At 71.8% G+C, this 24,360-nt stretch carries 22 protein-coding genes; 9 read left to right on the forward strand and 13 right to left on the reverse strand.

The annotated features are described in order from the left end of the window. The first annotated feature begins 6 nt into the window (after positions 1–6). Genes ACIRPU_RS33070 through ACIRPU_RS33085 form a run of 4 tightly spaced genes read left to right on the forward strand, consistent with a single transcriptional unit; the run spans position 7 to position 4,509 of the window. Positions 7–966: an ABC transporter permease gene (locus tag ACIRPU_RS33070; protein WP_403873973.1), complete on the forward strand. Its 960-nt coding sequence runs from the start codon at positions 7–9 to the stop codon at positions 964–966. After that, a complete protein-coding gene (locus tag ACIRPU_RS33075; protein ID WP_403873975.1) occupies positions 963–1,934 on the forward strand; it encodes an ABC transporter permease in 972 nt (323 codons plus the stop codon). Before ACIRPU_RS33070 ends, ACIRPU_RS33075 begins: the two co-directional genes overlap by 4 nt. After that, a complete protein-coding gene (locus ACIRPU_RS33080; RefSeq protein WP_403873977.1) occupies positions 1,916–3,688 on the forward strand; it encodes a dipeptide ABC transporter ATP-binding protein in 1,773 nt (590 codons plus the stop codon). The genes ACIRPU_RS33075 and ACIRPU_RS33080 overlap by 19 nt, the downstream gene beginning before the upstream one ends. Further along, positions 3,685–4,509, forward strand: a complete 825-nt coding sequence (locus tag ACIRPU_RS33085; RefSeq protein ID WP_403873979.1) for a DUF1684 domain-containing protein — start codon at positions 3,685–3,687, stop codon at positions 4,507–4,509. The genes ACIRPU_RS33080 and ACIRPU_RS33085 overlap by 4 nt, the downstream gene beginning before the upstream one ends. A gap of 116 nt (positions 4,510–4,625) precedes the next feature. On the opposite strand, the gene ACIRPU_RS33090 is transcribed toward ACIRPU_RS33085, so the two are convergent. From ACIRPU_RS33090 to urtA, 8 genes are all read right to left on the reverse strand, one after another. Then, positions 4,626–6,080, reverse strand: a complete 1,455-nt coding sequence (locus ACIRPU_RS33090) for a WGR domain-containing protein (RefSeq protein WP_403873981.1) — start codon at positions 6,078–6,080, stop codon at positions 4,626–4,628. Positions 6,081–6,196: 116 nt separating this feature from the next. Next, positions 6,197–7,240 (reverse strand): MASE1 domain-containing protein, encoded by a 1,044-nt coding sequence (locus tag ACIRPU_RS33095; protein ID WP_403873983.1) that lies wholly within the window; start codon positions 7,238–7,240, stop codon positions 6,197–6,199. Between the two features lie 99 nt (positions 7,241–7,339). Continuing rightward, entirely contained in the window at positions 7,340–8,188 is an 849-nt protein-coding gene (locus ACIRPU_RS33100; protein WP_403873985.1) for a PP2C family protein-serine/threonine phosphatase, read from the reverse strand. Between the two features lie 200 nt (positions 8,189–8,388). Further along, positions 8,389–9,111: an urea ABC transporter ATP-binding subunit UrtE gene (gene urtE / locus ACIRPU_RS33105; RefSeq protein ID WP_385562756.1), complete on the reverse strand. Its 723-nt coding sequence runs from the start codon at positions 9,109–9,111 to the stop codon at positions 8,389–8,391. Positions 9,112–9,116: 5 nt separating this feature from the next. Next, entirely contained in the window at positions 9,117–9,914 is a 798-nt protein-coding gene (gene urtD, locus ACIRPU_RS33110) for an urea ABC transporter ATP-binding protein UrtD (RefSeq protein ID WP_403873987.1), read from the reverse strand. Next, positions 9,911–11,008: an urea ABC transporter permease subunit UrtC gene (gene urtC / locus ACIRPU_RS33115; protein ID WP_403873989.1), complete on the reverse strand. Its 1,098-nt coding sequence runs from the start codon at positions 11,006–11,008 to the stop codon at positions 9,911–9,913. Before urtC ends, urtD begins: the two co-directional genes overlap by 4 nt. Next, entirely contained in the window at positions 11,005–11,889 is an 885-nt protein-coding gene (urtB, locus tag ACIRPU_RS33120; protein WP_384118743.1) for an urea ABC transporter permease subunit UrtB, read from the reverse strand. The genes urtC and urtB overlap by 4 nt, the downstream gene beginning before the upstream one ends. 177 nt (positions 11,890–12,066) lie before the next feature. Next, positions 12,067–13,323: an urea ABC transporter substrate-binding protein gene (gene urtA, locus ACIRPU_RS33125; RefSeq protein ID WP_403873991.1), complete on the reverse strand. Its 1,257-nt coding sequence runs from the start codon at positions 13,321–13,323 to the stop codon at positions 12,067–12,069. 262 nt (positions 13,324–13,585) lie between these two features. Here urtA and ACIRPU_RS33130 point away from each other — a divergent pair, with 262 nt between their 5' ends. After that, positions 13,586–14,062: a MarR family winged helix-turn-helix transcriptional regulator gene (locus tag ACIRPU_RS33130; RefSeq protein ID WP_403873993.1), complete on the forward strand. Its 477-nt coding sequence runs from the start codon at positions 13,586–13,588 to the stop codon at positions 14,060–14,062. On the opposite strand, the gene ACIRPU_RS33135 is transcribed toward ACIRPU_RS33130, so the two are convergent. From ACIRPU_RS33135 to ACIRPU_RS33155, 5 genes are all read right to left on the reverse strand, one after another. Then, positions 14,019–15,134 (reverse strand): substrate-binding domain-containing protein, encoded by a 1,116-nt coding sequence (locus ACIRPU_RS33135; RefSeq protein ID WP_403873995.1) that lies wholly within the window; start codon positions 15,132–15,134, stop codon positions 14,019–14,021. The genes ACIRPU_RS33130 and ACIRPU_RS33135 overlap by 44 nt on opposite strands. Positions 15,135–15,226: 92 nt before the next feature. Beyond that, positions 15,227–15,358 carry a hypothetical protein gene (locus ACIRPU_RS33140; protein ID WP_403873997.1) on the reverse strand — a complete coding sequence of 44 codons (132 nt, stop codon included), beginning with the start codon at positions 15,356–15,358 and terminating at the stop codon, positions 15,227–15,229. A gap of 26 nt (positions 15,359–15,384) precedes the next feature. Continuing rightward, positions 15,385–17,025 carry a phosphoglucomutase (alpha-D-glucose-1,6-bisphosphate-dependent) gene (gene pgm / locus ACIRPU_RS33145; RefSeq protein ID WP_403873999.1) on the reverse strand — a complete coding sequence of 547 codons (1,641 nt, stop codon included), beginning with the start codon at positions 17,023–17,025 and terminating at the stop codon, positions 15,385–15,387. Positions 17,026–17,125: 100 nt separating this feature from the next. Continuing rightward, positions 17,126–17,302, reverse strand: a complete 177-nt coding sequence (locus tag ACIRPU_RS33150) for a hypothetical protein (protein ID WP_020126694.1) — start codon at positions 17,300–17,302, stop codon at positions 17,126–17,128. 232 nt (positions 17,303–17,534) lie between these two features. Continuing rightward, a complete protein-coding gene (locus ACIRPU_RS33155; protein WP_403874002.1) occupies positions 17,535–18,170 on the reverse strand; it encodes a TetR/AcrR family transcriptional regulator in 636 nt (211 codons plus the stop codon). A 159-nt stretch (positions 18,171–18,329) separates the two neighbouring features. Here ACIRPU_RS33155 and ACIRPU_RS33160 point away from each other — a divergent pair, with 159 nt between their 5' ends. The 4 genes from ACIRPU_RS33160 (at position 18,330) to ACIRPU_RS33175 (ending at position 24,254) form a co-directional block, all read left to right on the forward strand. Then, positions 18,330–19,529, forward strand: a complete 1,200-nt coding sequence (locus tag ACIRPU_RS33160; RefSeq protein WP_403874004.1) for a VOC family protein — start codon at positions 18,330–18,332, stop codon at positions 19,527–19,529. A gap of 71 nt (positions 19,530–19,600) precedes the next feature. Beyond that, positions 19,601–20,539 (forward strand): fumarylacetoacetate hydrolase family protein, encoded by a 939-nt coding sequence (locus ACIRPU_RS33165; RefSeq protein ID WP_403874006.1) that lies wholly within the window; start codon positions 19,601–19,603, stop codon positions 20,537–20,539. Between the two features lie 74 nt (positions 20,540–20,613). Further along, positions 20,614–22,257 (forward strand): bifunctional 3-(3-hydroxy-phenyl)propionate/3-hydroxycinnamic acid hydroxylase, encoded by a 1,644-nt coding sequence (locus ACIRPU_RS33170; RefSeq protein ID WP_403874008.1) that lies wholly within the window; start codon positions 20,614–20,616, stop codon positions 22,255–22,257. Continuing rightward, positions 22,257–24,254 (forward strand): acetoacetate--CoA ligase, encoded by a 1,998-nt coding sequence (locus ACIRPU_RS33175; RefSeq protein WP_403874010.1) that lies wholly within the window; start codon positions 22,257–22,259, stop codon positions 24,252–24,254. The genes ACIRPU_RS33170 and ACIRPU_RS33175 overlap by 1 nt, the downstream gene beginning before the upstream one ends. Positions 24,255–24,360: the final 106 nt, after the last annotated feature.

Below are 24,360 nucleotides of genomic sequence, written 5' to 3' on the forward strand. Positions count from 1 at the left end.
GCCGGTATGCGTCTCTATGTGGTCAAGCGTCTCGCGCAGGCCCTCGGAGTGCTGTGGGCGGCCTACACGGTGTCCTTCCTCGTGCTGGACTACCTGCCCGGTGACCCCGTCTCGGCGATGGCCGGCGCGGGAGCGGACACCGGGCAGGTGGATCCGGCCCAACTCGCCGCGCTGCGGCACGAGTACGGCTTCGACAAGCCGATTCTCGCGCAGTACGCCGACTATCTCGGCAGGGCGGTGCGCGGCGACTTCGGCGACTCGGTGTCCACCGGCCGACCGGTGACCTCGACGCTGGCCGACGCGCTACCGCAAACCCTCCAGCTGACCGGGGCGGCGCTGCTGCTCGCGGTGGTCCTCGGCGGCGGTCTGGCGGTCCTGGCGACCTACACCACCCAGCGGTGGTTGCGGCAGCTGTTGCTGTCGTTGCCGCCGCTGGGGGTGTCGGTGCCGACGTTCTGGGTCGGGCTGGTGCTCGTCGAGCTGTTCTCCTTCCGCACGAGGCTGTTTCCCGCGTTCGGCAACGACGGGCCGCGGGGCCTGGTGCTGCCCGCGGTGACGCTGGCGATCCCCACCGGCGCCCTGGTGGCGCAGGTGCTGGCCAAGAGCCTGCTCACGGCGCTGGACCAGGCCTATGTGGAGACCGCCCGGGCCAAGGGCGCCGGCCGGCTGCGCATCCATCTGCGGCACGCGCTGCGCAACGCCTCGCTGCCGGCCTTGACGGTCGTCGGACTGCTGGCCGGTCAGCTGATCGCCGGTTCGGTCGTCGTCGAGACGGTGTTCTCCCGCGACGGTCTGGGCCGGGTGACCGCAGCCGCGGTCACCGTGCAGGACATCCCGCTGGTCCAGGGGGTCGTGGTGTTCGGGGCGCTGATCTTCGTGGCGGCCAATCTGATCGTCGATCTCGTCTACCCGCTGCTCGACCCGCGGATCGTGGTGGCGGCGAGCAGGAAGGTGCGTCCCGCATGAGCCGGACACTTGCCGACGATGTCACCGCCGGAACGCCGGGAGCGGTGGAAGCCGCCGGAGCCGCGGCCGGCCTGGCCCTGCCGGTGGATCCCGGCGCCGACCCGGGCCCCGTGAGCTCCGGGCGCGAAGCCGGGCCACGACGGTTCCCGCTGTTCCTGCGGTTCCTGCTGCGCAGGCCCGGCCTGCTGGCCTCGGTCCTGGTGCTGGTGCTGGTGGTGCTGGCCGCGTTCTGGCCAGGACTGTTCACCTCGCAGGACCCGCTGCACGGGGTGCCCGCGGAGAACTTCCGGAGCCCCGGCGGCGGGCACTGGTTCGGCACCGACGAACTGGGCCGTGACGTGTTCTCCCGGGTGGTGCACGGTGCCCAGCTGTCGCTGAAGGCGACCCTGATCGCGGTGGGGTTCGCGTTCGTGGTCGGCGGCCTCATCGGCCTGGTCGCCGGGTTCGTGGGCCGCTGGGTCGAGGACGTGCTGATGCGCTTCGTCGACGTACTGCTGTCGATCCCGTCGCTGTTCCTGTCCCTGGCCCTGGTCACCGCGCTGGGCTACGGAACGGTGAAGGTGGCCGTCGCGGTCGGCATCGCCAGCGTGGCCGGCTTCGCCCGGGTGACCCGCGCGGAGGTGCTGCGGGTGCGGCAGGCGGTCTTCGTCGAGGCGTCGCGCTCCTGCGGAGCCCGCTGGTACTCGGTGCTCGGCCGTCACGTCCTGCCCAACGCGGCGGGCCCGGTGATCGTGCTCGCCACCCTCGAGTTCGGCGCCGCCATCCTCGCCGTGTCCTCGCTCAGCTTCCTCGGCTACGGGGCGCCCCCACCGGCGCCGGAATGGGGCACGTTGATCTCCGACGGGCGCAACTACCTGGCCAACGCCTGGTGGCTCACCGCGCTGCCCGGACTGGCGATCGCGGCGACGGGCCTCGCCACCAACCGCATCGCGCGGGCGCTGGACGGCGAATGGTCCCGACAGCGATGACCGGCCCCACGACGAACGAACCCGAGACGGACGTACCCGTGACGGAAGAGACCGTGACCCACGAGGCCGCGACCGACGCGGCTTCGGCGGATGAGCCCGCGCTGCTGGAGGTGCGAGGCCTGTCCGTGTCGTACCGCACCCGTGGCGGCACCGTGCGCGCGGTGCGGGGCGTGGACCTCGACGTATGGCCGGGGCAGGTCACCGCGGTGGTCGGCGAGTCGGGTTCCGGGAAGAGCACGACCGCGCACGCGATCACCCGGCTGCTGGCGGCCAACGGCGGTATCGACGCCGGTACCGTCCGCTTCGGCCGGCACGACCTCACCGCGCTGTCGGAACGCGAACTGCGTACCGTACGCGGCGCACAGATCGGTCTGGTGCCGCAGGACCCGACGGTGTCGCTCAACCCCGTCAAACGCATCGGCGAGCAGGTCGCCGAGGTGCTGCGCATCCACGGGCTGGCGACCCGCCGCACCGCTCCGTCGGCCGCGATCGCGATCCTGGACCAGGCGGGACTGCCCGACGCGGCCACCCGCGCCCGGCAGTACCCGCACGAACTGTCGGGCGGGATGCGCCAACGGGCCCTGATCGCGGTCGCCATCGCCGCGAAACCGCGGCTGATCATCGCCGACGAGCCGACCAGCGCGCTCGACGTCACCGTGCAGCGCGTCATTCTCGACCACCTCCAGCACCTCACCGAGGAGTCCGGCGCCGCCGTGCTGCTGGTGACGCACGATCTCGGCGTGGCCGCCGACCGGGCGCAGCGGATCGTGGTCATGGCCGGGGGCCTGGTCGTCGAGGCCGGTCTCACCCGGGACGTCCTGGAGAACCCGCAGCACGCCTACACCCGGCGGTTGCTGGCCAGCGCGCCCAGCCTCGCCACGGCCCGGCCGCGCGCCACGGCCGCGGCCACCGCGCCCGCTCCCGGCCGGACGCCGCTGGTGGAGGCGCGCAACCTGGTCAAGGAGTTCCGGCTGCCCGCCGCCGCAGGCGCGGCCCGCACCCTGCGCGCGGTCGACGACGTCAGTCTCACCCTGCACCGCGGCCGGACGCTGGCCCTGGTCGGCGAATCCGGCTCGGGAAAGTCCACCACCGCCCGCCTGGTGCTGCGGCTGGTCGATCCGACCTCCGGGAGCGTCCTGTTCGACGGCGCCGACGTCACGACCGCCCGCGGGGCGGGGGCCCGGCAGCTGCGCCGACGGGCCCAGCTCGTCTACCAGAACCCGTACGCCTCGCTGGATCCCCGGTTCTCGATCGGCGAGGTGATCACCGAACCGCTGCGCGCGTTCCGGGTCGGCGACCGCGCCTCCCGGCTCGCCCGGGCCCGGGAGCTGCTCGACCGGGTGGCGCTGCCCGGCTCGGTGCTGGACCGTCGCCCGGCGGAACTGTCCGGCGGGCAGCGGCAGCGCGTCGCGATCGCCCGCGCCCTCGCGCTCTCGCCCGACCTGGTGGTCTGCGACGAACCCGTGTCGGCGCTCGACGTGTCCGTCCAGGCCCAGGTGCTCGACCTGCTCGCCGAGCTCCAGGCCGACACCGGAGTGGCGTACCTGTTCATCTCCCACGACCTCGCCGTCGTACGCCAGATCGCGCACCAGGTCGCCGTCATGCGGTCCGGCCGCATCGTCGAGACGGGTACCGCCGAGGACCTGTTCACCCACCCGCGCCACGACTACACCCGCGAACTGCTCGCGGCGATCCCCGGCGGCCGCCACGCGTCGGCCGGGGCCGGCTCGCCCGAACCGAAGGAGCACCAATGACCGTTCACGACACCTCGGCAGACCTCGACGCCTTCGTCGACGACTGGCAGGAGTGGCATCGCGGGCAGGAGACACGACTCGCCGACCCGCACGGCTTTCTGGCGATCACCGGCCTGCACTGGCTGAGCGACCGGCCGGAACGCTTCCCGGACGCGCCGGGAGCGTGGTCGACCGACGCCGACGGAATCGTCGTGGTGCTCGACGAGGGCGAGGAACTGGTCGTCGACGGGACGGCCGTCCGGGGCGAGCACCGCTTCGGGGTGATCCCGGAGCGCGGCGGGGTGGCCGCCGTGTGGGGCGACGCCGTCATCGAGGTGGCCAAGCGCGGCGGGCAGGACATCATCCGCCCGCGGCACCCGGACACACCCCTGCGCACCGGCTTCACCGGCACCCCGGCCTACGCCCCGCACCCCCGCTGGGTGGTGACCGGCCGTTACACGGCGTTCGACGAGCCCCGGCCGACGACCGTGGGCGCGGCGGTCGAGGGACTGGAGCACGTGTACGACGCGCCGGGCCGGGTCGAGTTCGAGCTGGACGGGCGCCCGCTGGCGCTGACCGCGTTCCCCGGTCACGGGCCGGGGAGTCTGCTCGTGCTGTTCACCGACGCGACCTCCGGGGTCACCACGTACGCGGCCAACCGGGCCCTCGCGCTGGACGCACCCGCCGCCGACGGCACGGTCGTTCTGGACTTCAACCGGGCGGCGAACCTGCCGTGCGCCTACACCGATCTGGCCACCTGCCCGCTGCCGCCCGCGGAGAACCGGCTGCCGGTGCCGGTGAAGGCCGGGCAGAAGATCCCCCGCGAGCGCGGCGGGTCCTGACCACCGGGCGCCGCTGAGCCGACCCCCACCGGCCTCCCCCGCCGCCCCGGCCACGCGGCCGGTCGCCGCCCGGGGCGGGGCCGGGCGATGAGCGAGGCCGGGCGGGAGCCGGTCGGTCAGATCAGCCGTCGGATGTCACCGCGGACCCGGTAGAAGCCGCCGGCCGCCGTGTGCAGGGCGTCCACCACGTACCGTGCGCCGGGCTCCCGTATCTCGCGCGGGAACTGGACGTTCCAGGAGGTGTCGTAGCCGTCGGACACCACGTGCACCCGGACCCGGCCGGATTCCTGGACGCACTCGACGACGACCGTGCCGGCAGGGGCGTGGGCCACGGTGGCCACCGTGGCCGCGGCCGTGGCGGGGACGTACGTCGGCAGCGCCTCGGCGAGTTTGACGTCCCGCGCGACCGGCACCGTGCCCTGCTGGGCCGCGGTGACGGCCGTCTCGCTCGCGTCCACGCACACCAGCGAGCCGTCGGTGGTGACCAGGTACAGCCGCTCGTCGCGGTACTGCATGGACAGGGCCGAGCCGCCGCCCGTGCCGAGCTTCCACAGGCGTGTGCCGTCCCGGTCGAAGCAGTAGACGGACGACGACGCGTCACCGGCGAACACGAAGCGCCCGTTGGGCGAGGTGGCGCACGAGTACACCGCGCTGTCGCAACCGTAGGTGGCCTCGACCGCGCCGGTCGCCTTCGACAGCCGCTGCACCACCTTGTGCGCGGTGCCCGCGTACACGGCGTCCTCCTCCTGCCAGCCGAACAGGACGCCGCCGCGGGTGGGGGTGTGCCAGAGTTCGCCGCCGCCGTCGGGCGCGTAGGCGGTGACGCCCCGGTGGTGACCGTGGTAGACGGCCCGGTCGTCCGCACGGACCATCCAGGCGTGCTCGCCCTGGCTGCGGCGGGCCCACTGATGCTCGTCCTCGTGGTCGATGACGGTGAGCCGGCCGTCGCGGTCCGAGACGTTCAGCAGGCCCTCGTGGATGTCCAGCCAGAAGATGTCGACGTCCGCCGCGATGTCGTACGCCGCGAACGGCAGCTTCGAGGACAGGTCGTAGACCTTGCCGTCGTCGCAGCCCGCGTAGATCCAGAAGTCGTCGGCGACCAGGCACTTCACGCCGTCCGGCAGGCTGAAGCGGGCCAGGACGCCACCCTCGTGGTCCAGGGTGTAGACGTCGCCGGACTGGTTGCCGACCCAGCAGCGGTCGTCGTCCACGTGGATGCCGAACGCCGAGGAACCGGTACGGAACCGCCAGAGCACCGGGGCCACGGCGCGCGCGGTGGACGGCGCCGAGGCCACCTGACGGCGGGTCACCGACCGTGGGGGACGCTGCCCGGCGACGGCCGGGGCGTACCCCTTGCGGACCTTCTCCCCCACCTTCCGCGCGGCGGCGGCCCGGGCCTTCTCGGCGGTGGGGAACGTCGTCGTCTGCATCTGCCCGGAGGCGCCGATCCGCCCGTACCGCACCGTCACCACCAGGCCGTCGACGGCCACTTCGTAGAACTTGTGCGCGCCGTCGCCGTCCTGCGACAGCTCCAGATACGTCGTCGACACGGTGCTGGACCCGGTAGCCATGACAGAACCCTCCCCAGGGTGGACCCGCGGCCGTTCCGGCGAGTCCCACTCCACGAACCGTAGGCGCAGGCACTGACATTCACGTCGGACGGTGCCCGGCGCCTCGGTCGGAGCCGTCAGCCGTTCGGGCTCTTCGGGCTCTTCGTGTCCTCCGTGCGCTTCGTGGTCGTCGGGTCCTGGGTGTCCTTCGTCGGTCGGCCGGGTGGGGGGTCGCCCGCGGTGAGGTGTTCCAGGACCTCCACCAGTTCCTGGCAGGCGCGTTCCACGGAGCGTCTGGTGTTGCGCTGTTCGGTGATGACCGCGGACAGCAGCAGGGCGGTCAGGGCCATCGTGCCGTTGAAGGCCTGGAGCTTGATCATCACTTCGACGCGGTTCAGCCGTTCGAAGGGTCCGACGCTGTCCGTCGCGGCGATGGTGGCCATGACCGACGCGAAGAGGGCACACAGCATGCTGCCGGCGAGCTGGAAGCGCAGGGCCGCCCAGATCAGCAGGGGATAGACGAGAAAGAGCAGGCTGATGCGGCTGTGGGTGGCCAGGGGGACGAGGGCGCAGGAGATGAGGGCGAACCCCACGGCCTCTTTCCAGCGGGACAGCCGGAGGGGCCGGGTGATCGTGTGCAGCAGGAGCAGGACCGGAGTGACGATCAGAACGCCCATCGCGTCGCCGACCCACCAGGCCAGCCAGACGGGCCAGAAGCTGTGCGCGGCGAGCTTGTCGGTGAGGACGAGGAGCCCGACGCCGATGGTCGAGCTCAGCAGCATGGCGGTGAGGGCGCCCAGGAAGACCAGTGCGAGGCCGTCCCGTAGCCGGTCGAGTTCGTTGCGGAAGCCCACCTTGCGCAGCATGAGGTACGCGCAGACGGGGGCGGCGGTGTTGCCGATCAGGTTGCCGATCACCACGGGCCGTAGCGAGGTGATGGACATGATGACGAAGAGGGCGCCGAGCGCGATGCCCGGCCAGGCGCGGAGCCCGAGGATCAGCAGACAGGCCACCGCCACCCCCGTGGGCGGCCAGATGGGGGTGAACACCGCGCCCTCGACGACGAGCTCGCGTACGAGTCCCAGCCGCCCGGCCGCGTAGTAGCCCAGGGCGACCGCCAGTGTCTGCACGGCGAAGACGGCTGGTCGTCGCAGATCCGGGGTACCCACCACAGCAGTCATCAGACACCGGTGCGACGCTGTCGGCGACGCGAGACGCGCGGTGTCCGGCCCTATGGCTCAACCAGGTGTCCGGCCCTATGGCTGAACCGCGTGTCCGCCCTATGGCTGAACCAGGGGGACGTCCGGCGCCGTCAGCCCGTCGTGTCTCACCACCAGCACGGCCGCGTCGTCCTCGTGTCCCACGCGCTCGGCGCCCTGGATCACGGCCCCGGCGAGGGAGTCCGCTGTCATGCCCGCGACGGCGGCGATGCCGGCGAGCCGTACGACCTGGTCGAGGCCCTCCTCGACGCTCAGCGTCGGCCCCTCCACCACGCCGTCCGTGAGGAGGATGAACACTCCGCCCTTGGTGAGCCGGTAGCGGGTGACGGGGTAGTCCATGCCCTCCTGGACCCCCAATGGCGGCCCGCCTTCGTCCTCGGCGACGCCGGACTTGCCGTCCGCCGTGGCCCATACGCACGGGATGTGCCCGGCCCTGGCGCTCTCCAGGACTCCGGTGGCGGGGTCCAGCCGCATGAAGGTGCAGGTGGCGAAGAGGTCGCTGCCGAGGGAGAGGAGCAGGTCGTTGGTCCGGGCGAGGAGCTCGCCGGGCTCGCCGGTGACGGAGGCGAGGGCACGCAGACCGACCCGCACCTGACCCATGAACGCGGTCGCCTCTATGTTGTGGCCCTGGACGTCGCCGATGGACAGGCCGATGCGCCCGTCCGGCATCGCGAAGGCGTCGTACCAGTCGCCGCCCACGTTGAGGCCGTAGCAGGCGGGCGCGTACTTCACGGCCAGCCGGAAGCCGGGCGCCGCGGGCAGGTGCCGGGGCAGCATGCCGCGCTGGAGGGCGAGGGCCAGCTCCACGCGGGAGCGTTGCAGCTCCGCGCGCTCGCGCGCCTGGGCGGTCAGCGAACCGAGTCTGGCCAGCAGCTCGTCGCCGTCGTCCGTGGGGCGCTTGCGGGACATCGATCACTCCGGCGGGACGGCAGCTCGTCGGGAGGGCAGCCCCATCGGGCAAACCTCACATTTTATCTTTATAAGATGATAGCGGCCTCCATGCCCGGTCCGACGGGGTCGGCATCGCACGCATCTTCGACGCCCGGCGCGCGACATGCACCCCCGTGGGCCCGCCTGACTGGCGGGCGGGCCGACGCGGCGCTCCCGGCTCACACGCTGAGCGCCGCCCGCACCGTCTGCTCGGCGCCCGTACCTCCGTCGCCGGAGGAGGTCACCCGGCCCGCCTCCAGCACGTAGTAACGCTGGGCCGCCCGCATCGCGAAGCCCACGTGCTGTTCGACGAGGAGGACGGAGAGTCCGCCGCGCCGGGCCAGCGCCAGGATCGTCTCCTCGATCTCGGCGACGACGGACGGCTGGATGCCCTCGGTCGGCTCGTCGAGCAGGAGCAGCCTCGGCCGGGTGACCAGGGCTCGGGCGATGGCGAGCTGCTGGCGCTGTCCGCCGGAGAGCAGGCCGGCCCGGCGGCCGGACAGCTCGCGCAGGACGGGGAACAGGTCCAGGGCCTCGGCGATGGCCTCCTTTCCTCCCCCGCCGCCCGACCGGCCCGGCGGCACCCTCGGGCGGCCGTCCGCGACGAGCTGCAGGTTCTCGGCGGTGGTGAGGTGCGGGAAGGACTGCTGGCCCTGCGGGACGTACGCCATACCGCGGGCGACCCGCTGGTGCGGGGAGAGCCGGGTGATGTCCTCGCCGTCGAGCAGGACGGTCCCTCCGGTCGGCTTGATCAGACCCATGGCGGCGCGCAGCAGGGTGCTCTTGCCGGCCCCGTTGTGCCCGAGCACGGCCGCGACGCCGTCCTCGGGCACCGCGACGCTCACCCCGTGCAGCACGGTGGTGCGGTCGTAACCCGCCCGGACGGTGTTGATCTCCAGCATGGGCTTCACGCCTCCTCGGCGACGGACGCGGCCGCGGGGGCGGGCGCGGGTCGGGAAACGGGCTCGGGTTCGGAGGCGCGCCCGAGGTAGACCTCCTGGACCTTGGCGTCGGCCTGGACCTCGGCGACGGAGCCCTCGCTGAGCACCTTGCCGGCGTGCAGGACGCTGACGCTGCGGGCGTACGAACGCATGAAGTCCATGTCGTGTTCGATGACGACGACCGTGCGGTCCTCGCTCACCCGGCGCAACAGCTCACCGGTGGCCTCGCGTTCGTCGTGGCTCATGCCGGCGACGGGCTCGTCCAGCAGGAGCAGCCGCACGTCCTGGACCAGCAGCATGCCGATCTCCAGCCACTGCTTCTGCCCGTGGGCCAGCGCCCCGGCGGGGCGGTCGCGCAGGTCGCCCAGGCCGATGGTGTCCAGGGCCCTGGCGACCGGCTCGGGCACGTCCTTGCGGCGCCGCAGCATGGTCCACGGCCCCCGGCCGGCGCCCGCCGCGATGTCCAGGTTCTGTACGACGGTCAGCTGCTCGAAGACCGTCGCCGTCTGGAACGTACGGCCGATCCCCAGCCGGGCGATCTTCTGTACCGGCTTGCCCAGCAGGTCCTGGTCGCCGAAGCGGACCGAACCGGTCGCCTTGACGAGGCCGGTGACCGCGTCGACGAGGGTGGTCTTGCCCGCGCCGTTCGGACCGATGAGGAAACGCAGGTCGCCGGGGCGGATGTCCAGGTCGACGCCGTCGACGGCGGTGAACCCGTCGAACGTCACCCGCAGGTCGCGCACGGTCAGTCCCTCGCCGCTCATGCTGTCCCTCCGATCGCAGGGGTACGGGCACGGCGCCGCCGCAGGACGACGCCGAGGGAGGCGAGACCGCCGGGCAGGAAGCCGACCGCCAGGACGAAGAGCAGGCCCTGGAGATACGTCCACGCGGCGGGGAAGGCGTCGGAGAGCGTGCTCTGCGCCCAGGCGACGGCGATCGCTCCGAGCACCGCGCCCACCAGCGAGGCCCGGCCGCCGACCGCGGCGCCGATCACGAAGCCGATGGACGGCACGATCCCGATCAGCGCCGGCGAGATGATCCCCACGGCCGGGACGAAGAGGGCCCCGGCGAGGCCCGCCATGCCGGCGGCGAGGACGTACGCGACGAGTTTGACGTTGGCCGGGTTGTAGCCGAGGAAGCGCACCCGCTCCTCTGAGTCGCGAACGGCGACGAGGAGTTCGCCGTAACGGCTGACGAACAGCTGGCGGGCGCCCGCCATCAGCAGCAGCAGGACGGCCGCGATGACGAAGTACACCATCCGCTGGTTGACGGGATCGTCCAACGAGTAGCCGAAGAAGCCCTGCATGTCGGTGAGGCCGTTGGTGCCGCCGGTGGTGGCCTGCTGGCCGATCAGCCAGATGGACAGGGCGGCGGCCAGGGCCTGACTGAGGATCGCGAAGTAGGCTCCCCTGACCCGTCGTTGGAACACGAAGAAGCCGAGCAGCGCGGCGACCGCCATCGGCAGCAGCACGGTCATGGCGAGCGCGAAGGCCGGGTCGGCGAAGGGCCTCCACCACCAGGGCAGCGCGTCGCCCGTGCCGTACAGCTGCATGAAGTCGGGCAGCGTCTCGCCGGTCGCGGCCGCGTCGGCGAGCTTGAGGTGCATGGCCATGGCGTAGCCGCCCAGGCCGAAGAAGACGCCCTGGCCGAGCACCATGAGCCCGCCCCGGCCCCAGGCGAGGCTCACGCCCACGGCCACGATCGCGTAGCACAGGTACTTCGCGAGCAGCGAGAGGCGGAAGTCGGAGAGGGCGAGCGGGGCCACGCCGAGGAGGAGTACGGCGCCGAGGACGAAGGCGCCGGGGACGCGCAGGCGTGCCGACAGCGGGGCGGACGGGGTCTCGGTGATCGTCGTCATGCCAGGCTCCGGGTGCGCAGTGTGTACAGGCCCTGGGGTCGCCACTGGAGGAAGGCGACGATCGCCACGAGCACGATGACCTTGGCGACGCTGACCGTCGTCGAGTACTCGAGGACCGACTGGAGCACGCCGAGCGCGAAGGCGGTGAGCACGCTGCCCTTGAGCTGTCCGATACCGCCCACGACGACGACCAGGAAGGCGTCGACGATGTAGTTCGTGCCCATCGTCGGGCCGATCGGGCCGACCAGGGTGAGCGCGACGCCCGCCACGCCCGCGAGGCCCGAGCCGATGAAGAAGGTCACGCGGTCGACCCGGCCGGTGGCGATGCCGGACACCTCGGCGAGGTCGCGGTTCTGCACGACGGCCCGGATCCGGCGGCCGAGCGGGGTGAGCCGCAGGACGACCGTGAGGACGAGGACGCTGAGCAGGGCCAGGCCGAGGATGAACAGGCGGCTGCTGGCGAAGGTGACGCCGCCCATCGAGATGTTCCCGGTGAGCAGGTCCGGGGCGTGGGTCTGGACGTTGGGGGCGCCGAAGACGTCCCGGGCGAGCTGCTGGAGCATCAGCGAGACGCCCCAGGTGACCAGCAGGGTGTCCAACGGGCGGGTGTAGAGGCGCCGGATGAGCAGCCACTCCAGCAGCGCGCCCATGGCGCCGGCCACCAGGAAGGCCACCGGCAGGGCGACGAGCAGTGAGACGCCCGCGCCGCTGATGGACTTCTGGACGACGTACGTGGTGTAGGCGCCGGTCATGATGAACTCGCCGTGCGCCATGTTGATCACGCCCATCTGACCGAAGGTCAGGGTCAGGCCGAGCGCGATGAGCAGGAGGACTGCGCCGATGCTGATGCCGGTGAAGGACTGGTTGAGGATGACCGTCATGAAGCGGCTCCTGGTCGGGGACGGGGTGCGGGCGGCCCATGGGCGCGACCCGGCCCCTGGACGGGGCCGGGTCCCACCACGGGAGCGGGAAGCGGGAAGCGGGAAGCGAGCGGGCCTGATCGGGACAGGCCAGGGGCCGGGGGTCACGGCAGGCCGGCGGTCACGACCGGCCGGGGTTCACGAAAGGCCGGCTGCCCAGTCGTAGCCCTTGAGGTACGGGTCCGGCTTGATCGGGCCGCCCGAGTTCCAGACCTCGGTGATCAGGCCGTCCGCACCGACCTTGCCGATCCGGGCCGTCTTGTAGACGTGCTGGCTCGCGCCGTCGACGGTGACCTTGCCCTCGGGGGCGTCGAAGGTGATGCCGTCCGAGGCCGCCTTGACCTTGGCGACGTCGAAGGAGCCGGCCTTCTCCACCATCGCCTTCCACAGGTACACGGAGATGTAGGCGGCCTCCATCGGGTCGCTGGTCGGCTTGTCCTTGCCGTACTCGGCCTGGTAGGCCGCCACGAACGTGGTGTTGGCCGCGCCGGGCGTCGTCTCGTAGTAGTTCCACGCGGTCAGCTGGTCCTGGAGGTACTGGGTGCCGATGCTCTTCACCTCTTCCTCGGCGATGGAGACCGACAGGACGGGCATGCTCTTCGCGGTCAGCCCGGAGGACTTGTACTCCTTGAAGAAAGCCACGTTGCTGTCGCCGTTGAGGGTGTTGAACACGGCGTCCGCGCCTGAGTCCTTGACCTTGTTGACGATGGTGCCGAACTCCGTGGAACCGAGCGGCGCGTAGTCCTCGCCGACCACCGTCATTCCCTTGGCCTTCGCATAGGCCTTGATGATCTTGTTGGCGGTGCGCGGGAACACATAATCGCTGCCGACCAGATAAAGCTTGGTCAGGCCCTGCTTCTTGAGATAGTCGAGGGCCGGGACGATCTGCTGGTTGGTGGTGGCGCCGATGTAGAAGATGTACGGCGACTCCTCCAGGCCCTCGTACTGCACGGGGTAGAACAGCGGCGACTTGTACCGCTCGAAGACCGGTTTGACGGCCTTGCGGCTGGCCGAGGTCCAGCAGCCGAAGGTGGCCGCGACCTTGTCGTCCTTGATCAGGGCCTCCGCCTTCTCCGCGAAGGTGGGCCAGTCGGAGGCGCCGTCCTGGCTGACGGCCTTGAGCTTCTTGCCGAGCACCCCGCCGGCCGCGTTGATCTCCTTGATGGCGAGCAACAGCGCGTTGTGGACGGTGACTTCACTGATGGCCATGGTGCCCGACAGGGAGTTCAGCAGACCTACCTTGACCGTGCTGCCGGAGGTGTCGGCGGAGGCGCCGGCCGCGTCCGTCGAGGAGCCTTCACCGGTCTTGGCGCCACAGGCGCTGAGGGCGGCGGAGGCGCCGACCGCCGAGATACCGGCCAGCAGGCCACGCCTGCTGATGCTGAGCCCTGACATACAAAACCTCCATGCCCCGAGGGGCGGTGCGAAGAGAGCGGAAGGACTCTGGGGAGGAAGGGGATACAACGCGCTTCCCTAGCCGCGGCGTTGGCGCACAGCCTGCGAGGAAACTGTTTCCGCCGCGTTTCCGCGCAATTGATGAACAGTTTCTGGTGGAAGCAATAGAACGGGCGTCGATACTTCCTGGGGAAAGGACCTTTTGCGGTAGGCTCCCGGCCAACCCCGCACGGGGAACCAGGACTTCGAGCGGAGGAGCGCGATGGCGAGGCGACCGCAGGAACTACTCCGTCTGCTGACCCGGGCCGAGCGCTTCGCCGTACGCCGACTTCAGTCCGTGCTGGCGGAGTTCGACTGCTCGGTGGAGGCGTGGTGGGTGCTGGACCTGCTCGCGGACGGGCAGGGACACCACATGACGGCCCTCGCCGACCACGCCTCCATGCCCGCCCCGAGCGCCACCAAGCTGATCGACCAACTCGTGGACCAGAACCTGGTGTTCCGCAGGGTCGACCCCGCCGACCGGCGCCGCGTCCTGGCCTACCTCACCCCGCGGGGCATGGAGCGCCGGCAGCGACTGGACCGCGAGGTGCGGGCCGACCGCGCAAAGTGGGAGCCGCTGCTGGGGGAAGAGCGGGGAGAACGGCTGGAAGTCCTGCTGGACCGGCTGGCGGAAGTGCTCGCGGACGGAAACGGTGTCACGACAGCTGGTGCGGAGCGCGCAGTTGAGCGAGGACGTTGAAGTCGAGACCGTCCGCCTGCGCGAGGTAGATACGTTGGCGTACATGGCGGCCCTCGAGGCCGAGCAGACCCCTCGGACCCTCGTACGAAACGGTGTCGGCGGTGGCCCCGATGGCGGCCACGTCCAGAGTGCGGGCCCGTTCGATCAGCGCCGCGAGCAGCAACACGCCCTCGTAGCAGGACTCGCCGAGACTGCCCGGAGTCGGGGCCGCCAGCCCGAAGCGATCGGCGTACCGGCCGTGGAAGTCCATGGTGTTCTGGTCGGCGAGTGAGGCGAAGAACCCGGCCGTGCTGTAGAGGTCGACGGTGGCCTCCGGGCCGCTGCCCAGCAGCATGTTCTCGTCCATCAGCGTGCTCAGCCTGAGACAGCGCTGGTCGAGCCCGGCGGCGGCGAAGGCCCGGTTGAAGCGGACCGCGTCACTGCCGACCAGCAGCATCAGCACGGCGTCGGCGTCGGCCCGCTCGATCCGGCCCAGCACGTCCTGGAAGTCGTCGGCGCCCAGCGGGAGGTACGCCTCGCCGCACACCCGGCCGCGGGAGTCGCGTGCGTAGCGGCGGGCGGCCCGGGCGGTGCGCCGGGGCCAGACGTAGTTGTTGCCGACGACGAACCAGCGGCGCACTCCCCGGGCCTCGGTGAGCAGCCGCATGGCGGGCAGCAGTTGCCCGGCGGGGGTCTCACTGGTCAGGTAGACGCCGTCGGTGCGCTCGCCGCCCTCGTACAGCGCGGTGTACACGTACGGCACCCGGTGCGCGATCCGCGGGGCCATCGCCTGCCGCACCGAGGAGATGTGCCAGCCCGTGACCCCCTGCACCGCGCCGGTGGCCACCAGGGCCTCCACGTCCTTCGCGACCTGCCGCGGCTCGGCGCCCCCGTCGACCTCGATGAGCCGCAGCTCCTTGCCGAGCACTCCTCCCGTCTTGTTGATCTCCTCCGCGGCCAGCCGGGCGCAGCTCTCGCAGGTGGGCCCGAACACCCCGGCGGGCCCCTGCATCGGGTACACGAGCGCGACGTTCAGGGTCGAGTCGTCGACCGTGAACCATTCATGGGTACGGAGACGGACGGGCCGGTGCATGGCCCCCATGATTGCCGCCCCACCCCCGCGGCCCAAGCCGCGGCCCGGATCGAGACCCATTCGTGCGCATGCGGGCCGGGGCCGGACGCGCGTCACCGCTCGGCGGCCTCGGCCTCCCGGCCCTGGGCGAGGGGCTCGGCCGCGTAGGTGATGCGGACGACGCCGTCGGCGTGGTCGGAGCGGCCGCCGAACGGGTTCCGGAGCATGGGCTTGGCGCGCGTCACACGGACGACCGTCCGTCCCGGACGGCTCAGCCGCCCAGTGCGGCGTCGACCACGTCCTTGGCCTCCTCCTGGACCCGGCCGAGGTGGTCGGGGCCGAGGAAGGACTCGGCGTAGATCTTGTAGACGTCCTCGGTGCCCGAGGGGCGGGCCGCGAACCAGGCGTTGGCGGTGGTCACCTTGATGCCGCCGATGGACGCGCCATTGCCCGGGGCCTCGGTGAGCACGCCGGTGACCGGCTCCCCTGCCAGGGTGTCGGCGGTGACCTGCGCGGGCGAGAGCTTGCCGAGGAGCGCCTTCTCCTCCCGGGTGGCCGGGGCGTCGATGCGCGCGTAGGCGGGTGAGCCGAAGCGGTCCGTCAGGGCGGCGTAGTGCTCGGAGGGGGTCTTCCCGGTGACCGCCGTGATCTCGGAGGCCAGCAGCGCCAGGATGACGCCGTCCTTGTCCGTGGTCCAGACGGAGCCGTCGCGGCGCAGGAAGGAGGCGCCCGCCGACTCCTCGCCGCCGAAGCCGAGGGAGCCGCCGACCAGCCCGTCCACGAACCACTTGAAGCCGACGGGCACCTCCACGAGGCGGCGTCCGAGGTCGGCGGCGACCCGGTCGATCATCGAGGACGACACGAGCGTCTTGCCGATCCCCGCGTCGGCCGGCCACTGCTCACGGTGCGCGTAGAGGTAGGCGATGGCGGCGGCCAGGTAGTGGTTGGGGTTCATCAGCCCGGCGTCCGGCGTGACGATGCCGTGCCGGTCCGCGTCGGCGTCGTTGCCGGTCGCGATCTGGAAGCGGTCGCGCTGGTCGATCAGCGAGGCCATCGCGTACGGCGACGAGCAGTCCATGCGGATCTTGCCGTCCCAGTCGAGCGTCATGAAACGCCAGGTCGGGTCGGTGAGCGGGTTGACGACGGTCAGGTCGAGCCGGTGCTCTTCGGCGATCCGGCCCCAGTAGGCGACGGACGCCCCGCCCAGCGGATCGGCGCCGATACGGACACCGGCGGCGCGGATCGCGTCCAGGTCGAGGACGCCTGGGAGGTCGGCGACGTACGTGCCGAGGAAGTCGTAGCGGGCGGTCGTGGGCGCGGCGAGGGCCCGGGTGTAGGGGACGCGCCGTACGTCCTTCAGGCCGGACACGATGATCTCGTTGGCCCGGTCCTGGATCCAGGAGGTGGCGTCGGAGCCGGCGGGGCCGCCGCTCGGCGGGTTGTACTTGAAGCCGCCGTCGGCGGGCGGGTTGTGCGACGGGGTGACGACCACGCCGTCGGCGAGGGCGGCGGTTCGGCCGCGGTTGTGGGTGAGGATCGCGTGCGAGACGGCGGGCGTCGGCGTGTAGCCGTCGTCGCTGTCGATGAGCACCGTCACTCCGTTGGCCGCGAACACCTCCAGGGCGGTGACCCGGGCGGGCTCGGACAGGGCGTGGCTGTCGGCGCCGAGGAAGAGGGGCCCGTCGGTGCCCTGGGCGGCCCGGTACTCGCAGATGGCCTGGCTGGTGGCGGCGATGTGGTCCTCGTTGAACGCCGTGTTCAGCGAGGATCCACGGTGACCCGAGGTGCCGAACGCCACGCGCTGACCCGGGTCGGCCGGGTCCGGGTGCAGCGCGTAGTACGCCGTTACCAGCCGGGCGACGTCGACGAGATCCTCGGGGCCGGCCTTCCTGCCCGCTCGCTCGTGCTGCATGTGCCCGCTCCTCCACATCGGTCGATCATGGCTTGCGCCTTCCATCTTCCCTTGTGGTGGCGGCCGTCCGCGAGTACGGGCCGGTTTCCGCCCGGCGCGCTCAGCGCCGGCGGCCGCGCACCGACCAGCCGCTGCCGATGCCCGCGACGTGCAGGGCGAGCACGGTCAGGCCGAGGAGCATGAGGTTGGTGGAGGTGAAGGTGTCGTTGGTGGAGATCTCTGCCGCGTTGATCAGGAAGGCGATGAAGAACAGCACTGCCGAGATGATGGCGAGCAAGGGGTCCGTCCCTTCGGGGTGTCGGCTCGTTCGTTGACGTTGCTCACCGGATGCCCCCGACCGGGCCGTGAACACCACGGGGTTTTCACCCTGATGGCCGGAGCGGCGGAGCCTTCGGCCCTGAGGGTTCGGCGCGCGTTCCGACGCCGGGTCGTCGTCGACCGCGGCCGACCGTTGCGCCGACGGACACCCCCACCGCGACGGCGGGACGACAGCGGTGCGCGTCCCGTCGTCAGCCGAGGTCGGGCAGCGGGCGCCGGGCGACGTCGCGGGCGTCCTCCGGGGGGACGCCCAGCATGCGCAGCAACATCTCGGCCAGGTTCGAGGCCGCCTCGTCCGCGTCGAGATCCGGGCGGGCGAAGCGCAGCTCCAGCAGGGCCAGCAGGGAGCCGCCCAGGGCGGTCAGGGCGACGGTCGGGTCGCCGACGGCGAACCTGCCGGAGGCGATACCGGTTTCCAGGTCACGCACGGCGCGCGGGGCCAGGCCCGTGTCGGAGTGGATGTGGCCGAGTCCGCGATGGCGCAGGACCTGCATCAGTTCGGGGCGGGAGTCGGCCAGGTGCGCACTGAGGCGGAAGCCCGCCGCGACGAGCTCCGCCGGGTCGTCGATGCCCTGGAGATGCCGGTCGAAGGCCTGGCCGAGCTCTTCGAGGGCGTCCTTGACCGCCGCGTCGAACAGTTCCGTCTTCGATTCGAAGTGGTTGTAGAACGAGCCGAAGCCGACGTCGGCGCGCTCCGCGATGGCCTGGATGCTCGCGCTGGTGTCCCCGGTCTCGGCAAGGATCTGCCGGGCCGCGCGCACGAGAGCCTGGCGGGTCTCGGCGCGGCGCCGTTCGAAGCGGTTGAGGGGCGGGGCTGACGTCGGCATACGCGGGAGTCTACCCATCGCGTGCCTCAGGTCACAGTTCTGATGACTCGATCAGAACGTCTCTGACGAAATCGTCACAGTGCCCCTGGCCAGCTATTGACGATCGAAGAGTCAAAGTTGATGATTCCCTCATTACGGCACTGTTGCTTGGAGGACACCATGTCCGGAACTCACGTCGACACGGCCGGCGTCACGGACGTCAGGACGGCCCACCAGGACCTCCACAGCCATCAGGGCGCCCTGCGCGGCGAACACCCCGGGCGTTCCCGGAACCCCGTCATCAAGGTCGCCGACCTGGCCTGGCTGGAGTTCGAGAAGCCCGACCTGGACCGGGCCGAGGTCTTCGCCCGTGACTTCGGCTTCGGCGTCGCCGCCCGCACCGAGCGTGAGCTGTGGCTGCGCGGCACCCTGGCGGGCACGCCGTGCATGGTGATCCGCAAGGGCCGCAGCAACAGCTTCATCGGCCCGGTGTTCCGCGCCGCCGAGCGCGCCGACCTGGGTCGACTGGCCCGCGCCACCGGTTCGGACGTGCGGGACCTACGAGATGCGCGAGACATAGAGGACGTACGAGACGTACGGGACACGGGCGTCCCCGGGGGCGGCGAGGTCGTCGACCTGCTCGACCCCTCGGGCTTTCCGGTCCGGGTCGTGCACTGCGGTGAGCCACTGCCGGCGCTGCCCGAACAGCGGCCGCTGCTCCTCAACTTCGGCACGGACCACCGCCGCAGGAACCTCATGCAGCGCCCGCCGCGTGAACCGTCCCGTATCCAGCGGCTGGGCCATCTGGTGCTGGAGACACGCGTGTTCGCCCGCGCTCTGGACTGGTATCTGGACACCTTCGGGATGATCGTGTCCGACTTCCTGTTCCTGGACGGTCAGCGCGACCGCGGCCCGACGATGGCGTTCATCCGCTGCGACCAGGGCGATCTGGCCGTCGACCACCACACCCTCGCGATGCACCTCGGCCCGGGCAACGGCTATGTCCACTCCGCCTACCAGGTCACCGACCTCGACTCCATCGCCGCAGGCGGCGAGTACCTGAACGAGCGTGGTTACAAGCGCAGTTGGGGCATCGGCCGGCACATCCAGGGCAGCCAGCTCTTCGACTACTGGCGCGACCCCGACCGCTTCATGCTGGAGCACTTCGCCGACGGCGACCTCTTCTCCCGCGACCTCGAACCCGGCTGGGCGCCCATGTCCACGAGCGGCCTCGCCCAGTGGGGACCACCGGCCACCCGGGACTTCCTCGGCGCGAGCCCCTCCCCCGCCAGGGTCCGCGAGGTGTTCCAGGCCCTGCGCGGCGACAACGAGATGGACCCCGCCCGCCTCCTGGGCCTGCTCAGGGCGGCCAACTCCTGACCCTCCGCCCTCCTCCCCTCGCCCCTCGGCCCCTCGTCCCTCCTCCCCCGACCCCTCACAAAGGCAATGACATGAGCACCAACGTCCTGCGCACCGCCGACGGCTGGTGGGTGGTCCGCGACACGCGCGCCCTCCGTATCGACACCGAGGCGGTCACCACCGCCGAACTGCTGGCCGACCGGACCGCCGTCCGGGAGGCCGCCGTCTCGGGCGGGACGGGCACGCCCGTGGCCGACCTGGTCGCGCTCTCGCCGGTCACGGCCCCCTGCCGGGTGGTCGCACAGATGGTCAACTACCGCAGTCACGCCCGTGATTCGGGGTTCACCGACGATATCCCGCCCGCCTTCTTCCGCAAGGCGTCCGGCTCGGTGAGCGGCCCGCACGACGACATCGTCCGCCCGTCCCATGTGCGGTTCCTGGACTACGAGATCGAACTCGGCCTGGTGATGGGGGCGCCGCTGCCGGTCGGCACGGTCGTCGAGGAACGGGACCTGCCCGCCCTCGTCGCCGGACTCGTGATCACCAACGACGTCAGCGCCCGTGACGTCCAGCTGACGAAGACGCAGTTCTACGAGAGCAAGTCGTACCCGACCTTCACCCCGACCGGCCCGTACCTCTCCCTGCTGGAGCCCGAGGACTTCGCGCACCTTCTCGACCTGCGGCTGAAGCTGTCCGTCAACGGCGACCTCCGTCAGGACCGCACCCTGGCCGACATGATCGTCCGCCCGGCACGGGCGCTGACCCTGCTGGCGCGCTTCCAGGCGCTGGACCCCGGTGACCTGCTGCTGACCGGCACGCCCGGCGGTACCGCCCTGAAGGCACCGCCCAAGGCGGTCGAGAAGATCGGCGCGCTGCTGCCGCCGGCGGTGAAGTGGAAGGCGTTCTTCAGGAGCCAGGCCCGCAACCCGCGCTACCTCGGCCAGGGCGACCTGATCACCGCGACGATCGCCACGCCGGACCGGCGGATCGACCTGGGCGAGCAGCGCACCGCCGTCACGGACGCGAAATGACCGAGGCGAATGAACGAGGCGAAGTGACCGACGCGAAATGACCGACGCGACCTGAGACCCGAAGCGAGCCGCACATGACCGTAGACCAGGCCGCCGGCCCACGGGGCACCGCGCCCCGGCCGGGACACGTACCCGTGGTGATCGTCGGAGCCGGGCCCGTGGGCGTGACCGCCGCCCTCCTGCTGGCCCGGCGAGACGTGCGGACCGTCGTCCTCGAACGCCACCACGACGTCTACCCGCTGCCCCGCGCCGTCGCCACCGACGACGAGGTGCGCCGCATCCTCCAGGCCGCGGGCGTCCAGGAGGAGTTCGCCGCGCTCGCCCGCCCCGCGCGCGGGCTGCGGCTGCTGGACGCCCGGCACCGGGTGATGGCCGAGTTCCCGCGCGCCGCGCAGGGCGCCCACGGCTTCCCGCAGACCAGCATGTTCGACCAGCCCGAGCTGGAACGGTTGCTGCGCGACGCCCTCGCCCGTACCCCGCGGTGCGAGCTGCGTGGCGGAGCGGAGGTCGTCGGCGTCGACCAGGGCGGCGAGGGACCGGACGGCGACGACACGGTCCGCGTCACCTACCGCGACGACGCGGGCGAACACCTGCTGCGGGCGGACGCCGTCCTCGGCTGCGACGGCGCGGGCAGCCTCACCCGTGACGCCGTCGGCGCCGCCTGGGAGGACCTGCGCTTCGAGGAACGCTGGACCGTCGTCGACGTGCGCACCAGCCTCCCGGTCCGCTGCTGGGAAGGCGTCGACCAGATCTGTGACCCACGGCGGCCGGCCACGTTCATGCGCATCGGCGAGGACCGCTACCGCTGGGAGTTCCGGCTGCGGGACGACTCCGAACTCGATCACGAGCGGCTGCGGGAACTCGTCGCCCCGTGGGTGGACCTCGCGCCCGGAGCCGACTTCACGGTGCTGCGGCAGGCCCGGTACACCTTCCGGGCTCGTATCGCCGACCGCTGGCGCCGGGGCCGCGTCTTCCTCCTCGGCGACGCCGCGCACCTCACCCCGCCGTTCATCGGCCAGGGACTCTGCGCGGGCCTGCGCGACGCTCACAACCTGGCCTGGAAGCTGGCCCGTGTCCTTCGACAGGGCGCGGACGAACGGCTGTTGGAGACGTACGAGAGCGAACGCAAGCCGCACGCCCGCCATGTGATCCGGCTCGCGGTCGCGATGGGCTGGGCCATGACCGGCGGCCAGGACGGCGCCGCCGCCGTGCGCCGCGGCCTCCTGAGCGCGGCGGTGCGGATCCCCGGCCTGTCCACGGCGGCCGCCCGTGACTTCGGTCCGGTTCTCGCCCCGGGGCCGCTCGTGCACCGACGCGCCCGCCGGCGCGGCCGCTCTCTCGTGGGCGGCTTCTGCCCGCAGCCGTGGGTGACCGTCGACGGCCGACGCGTCCGTCTCGACGAACTGCTCGGCGACTCCTTCGCCCTGCTGACCGCCGTACCGCCGACGCCTTCGCTGCGGGCGGTCGCGGACGGCCTCGGCGCCCGGACCGTCCCGGTGGCCGGCCTGGGCGACGACGGCCGTCTCGCCGCCTGGCTGCGCGCCGGACGGGCGGACGCCGTCCTGCTGCGTCCCGACCGCGTCGTCATGGACGTCGTCCCGTCCGGCGCCGGCGACCTCACAGGTACGGCCGGCTGGGCGTCCCTGCTGCACACCACCCGAAGCCCCCTGCCTTCCCGACGGCCGGTCGAGGAAGCCCTGTCGAGGAGCACCACGTGATGAACACCCCCTACCCGGACCCCTTCTTCACGCCCGATCCGCAGGCCGCCGCCGGCAGCCGCATCGTGGACTTCGCCCACTGGGCCGCCCGGCGCCGGGGGGTGGCCGTCGACTCGGACTACGCCTCCCTGCACCTCTGGTCGGTCACCGACCTGGAGGGCTTCTGGAGCGCGGTGTGGGAGTACTTCGCCATCGACGCGGACACCCCGTACCAGCGGGTGCTGGCGGACGAGCGGATGCCCGGCGCCGACTGGTTCCCCGGCGCCACCCTCAACTACGCCCACCACGCCCTGCGCAACCTCGGGGACGAGGACGTGGCGATCGTCGCGCTCGACGAGACCGGCTCCGGGTACGAGGTGACCGGGGAGCGGCTGCGCGCCCAGGTCGCCTCCGTCGCCGCCACCCTGCGCGACCTGGGCGTCGGCACGGGCGACCGGGTGGTCGGGTATCTGCCCAACACCCCGCACGCGATCGTCGCGTTCCTCGCCGCCGCGAGCCTGGGCGCGGTGTGGTCGGTGTGCGGGCAGGACTACGCGCCCAGGGCGGCGGCCGACCGTTTCGCCCAGCTCGAACCCACCGTCCTGATCGCCGCGGACGGCTACCTCTTCAACGGCGCCACCCATGACCGCCGCGACGCCGTCCTCGAACTCGCCACCTCACTGCCGACGTTGAAGGCCACCCTGCTGGTCGGCCACGTCGGCCTGCCCCGGGCCTCACACACCTACCCGTCGCCGGTGATCCCGTGGAAGGACGCCGCCACCCGCACGGAGCGACTCGCCTGTACCGCCGTGCCGTTCGACCATCCCCTGTGGGTCGTCTTCTCCTCCGGCACCACCGGCCTGCCCAAGGGCATCGTCCACGGCCACGGCGGAGTCCTGCTCGAACACCTCAAGACCCTCGGCCTGCACTCCGACCTCGGCCCCGGCGACCGCCTCCTGTGGTACACCACCACCCACTGGATGATGTGGAACCTGGTCGCCTCCACGCTGCTGACCGGCGCCACCACGTGCACGTACGACGGCAGCCCCGCGCCGTTCAGCCGCCCCGACGTGCTGTGGGAGCTGGCGTCCCGCCATCGCGTCACCGTCTTCGGCACCAGTCCCCAGTACCTGCTGGGCATGGCCAAGTTCGGCATCGAGCCGTCCGTGCACGACCTGTCGTCGATCCGCGTCGTCGGCTGCACCGGCTCCGCGCTGCCGGCCTCCGCCTACCCGTGGGTCCGCGACCACGTCGGCGCGCACATCCTGCTCGCCTCCATCAGCGGCGGCACCGACATCGTCTCCGGGTTCGCCGGCAGCGCGCCCAACACGCCGGTCTGGGCCGGGAAGCTGTCCGCCCCGCACCTGGGCGTGGCGCTGGTCGCGTACGACCCCGCGGGCGTCCCGGTCGTGGACCAGGTCGGCGAGCTGGTCGTCACCCGGCCGCTGCCGTCGATGCCGCTGTACTTCTGGAACGACCCCGACGGCGGCCGCTACCGCGACGCCTACTTCTCGTCCTACCCCGGGGTGTGGCGGCACGGCGACTGGATCACGCTCACCTCCCACGGTTCGGTCATCGTGCACGGCCGCTCCGACTCGACCCTCAACCGCAACGGCGTCCGGCTGGGCAGCGCCGACATCCACGACGTCGTCGAGCGGCTGCCCGAGATCGCCGAAGCCCTCGTCATCGGCGCCGAGGAACCCGACGGCGGCTACTGGATGCCGCTGTTCGTCGTCCTCGCGGCCGGTGCGGAACTGGACGACGGCCTCCGTGACCGTATCCACGACGCCATCCGCACCGGCGCCTCGCCGCGCCACGTCCCCGACGAGATCCTCGAAGTCCCGGCCATCCCGCACACCCGTACCGGCAAGAAGCTCGAAGTCCCGGTGAAGCGTCTCCTCCAGGGCGCGCCCGCCGAGCAGGTCGTCAACCCCGCCGCGGTGGACGCTCCCGAGCTCATCGACCACTTCGTCCGGCTCGGCGCGGACCGTCGCGGCCTCAGGGCCGACGGGGCGTGAGGTCGGCGCGTTCCCTCCCCTCGCCCGGGGAGGGAACGCGCGCAGAGTTGTTTGCCCCGTGATGCGCAGCTAGTTTATTGCCCGTCGGTGTGTAAATATCAAGGAG

The sequence above is a fragment of the Streptomyces sp. NPDC102259 genome (assembly GCF_044766465.1).
Classification (GTDB): domain Bacteria; phylum Actinomycetota; class Actinomycetes; order Streptomycetales; family Streptomycetaceae; genus Streptomyces.

What these genes read in the sequence shown, in the direction of transcription:
- ACIRPU_RS33070 (WP_403873973.1), top strand. Translation starts at nt 7, where the DNA reads ATGCGTCTCTATGTGGTCAAGCGTCTCGCGCAGGCCCTCGGAGTGCTG.
- ACIRPU_RS33165 (WP_403874006.1), top strand. Translation starts at nt 19,601, where the DNA reads ATGAGCACCAACGTCCTGCGCACCGCCGACGGCTGGTGGGTGGTCCGC.
- ACIRPU_RS33170 (WP_403874008.1), top strand. Translation starts at nt 20,614, where the DNA reads ATGACCGTAGACCAGGCCGCCGGCCCACGGGGCACCGCGCCCCGGCCG.
- ACIRPU_RS33175 (WP_403874010.1), top strand. Translation starts at nt 22,257, where the DNA reads ATGAACACCCCCTACCCGGACCCCTTCTTCACGCCCGATCCGCAGGCC.
- ACIRPU_RS33155 (WP_403874002.1), bottom strand. Translation starts at nt 18,170, where the DNA reads ATGCCGACGTCAGCCCCGCCCCTCAACCGCTTCGAACGGCGCCGCGCC.
- ACIRPU_RS33100 (WP_403873985.1), bottom strand. Translation starts at nt 8,188, where the DNA reads ATGTCCCGCAAGCGCCCCACGGACGACGGCGACGAGCTGCTGGCCAGA.
- urtB (WP_384118743.1), bottom strand. Translation starts at nt 11,889, where the DNA reads ATGACGGTCATCCTCAACCAGTCCTTCACCGGCATCAGCATCGGCGCA.
- urtE (WP_385562756.1), bottom strand. Translation starts at nt 9,111, where the DNA reads ATGCTGGAGATCAACACCGTCCGGGCGGGTTACGACCGCACCACCGTG.
- ACIRPU_RS33075 (WP_403873975.1), top strand. Translation starts at nt 963, where the DNA reads ATGAGCCGGACACTTGCCGACGATGTCACCGCCGGAACGCCGGGAGCG.
- ACIRPU_RS33160 (WP_403874004.1), top strand. Translation starts at nt 18,330, where the DNA reads ATGTCCGGAACTCACGTCGACACGGCCGGCGTCACGGACGTCAGGACG.
- pgm (WP_403873999.1), bottom strand. Translation starts at nt 17,025, where the DNA reads ATGCAGCACGAGCGAGCGGGCAGGAAGGCCGGCCCCGAGGATCTCGTC.
- urtC (WP_403873989.1), bottom strand. Translation starts at nt 11,008, where the DNA reads ATGACGACGATCACCGAGACCCCGTCCGCCCCGCTGTCGGCACGCCTG.
- urtA (WP_403873991.1), bottom strand. Translation starts at nt 13,323, where the DNA reads ATGTCAGGGCTCAGCATCAGCAGGCGTGGCCTGCTGGCCGGTATCTCG.
- ACIRPU_RS33095 (WP_403873983.1), bottom strand. Translation starts at nt 7,240, where the DNA reads ATGACTGCTGTGGTGGGTACCCCGGATCTGCGACGACCAGCCGTCTTC.
- ACIRPU_RS33090 (WP_403873981.1), bottom strand. Translation starts at nt 6,080, where the DNA reads ATGGCTACCGGGTCCAGCACCGTGTCGACGACGTATCTGGAGCTGTCG.
- ACIRPU_RS33080 (WP_403873977.1), top strand. Translation starts at nt 1,916, where the DNA reads ATGGTCCCGACAGCGATGACCGGCCCCACGACGAACGAACCCGAGACG.
- ACIRPU_RS33085 (WP_403873979.1), top strand. Translation starts at nt 3,685, where the DNA reads ATGACCGTTCACGACACCTCGGCAGACCTCGACGCCTTCGTCGACGAC.
- ACIRPU_RS33130 (WP_403873993.1), top strand. Translation starts at nt 13,586, where the DNA reads ATGGCGAGGCGACCGCAGGAACTACTCCGTCTGCTGACCCGGGCCGAG.
- ACIRPU_RS33135 (WP_403873995.1), bottom strand. Translation starts at nt 15,134, where the DNA reads ATGCACCGGCCCGTCCGTCTCCGTACCCATGAATGGTTCACGGTCGAC.
- urtD (WP_403873987.1), bottom strand. Translation starts at nt 9,914, where the DNA reads ATGAGCGGCGAGGGACTGACCGTGCGCGACCTGCGGGTGACGTTCGAC.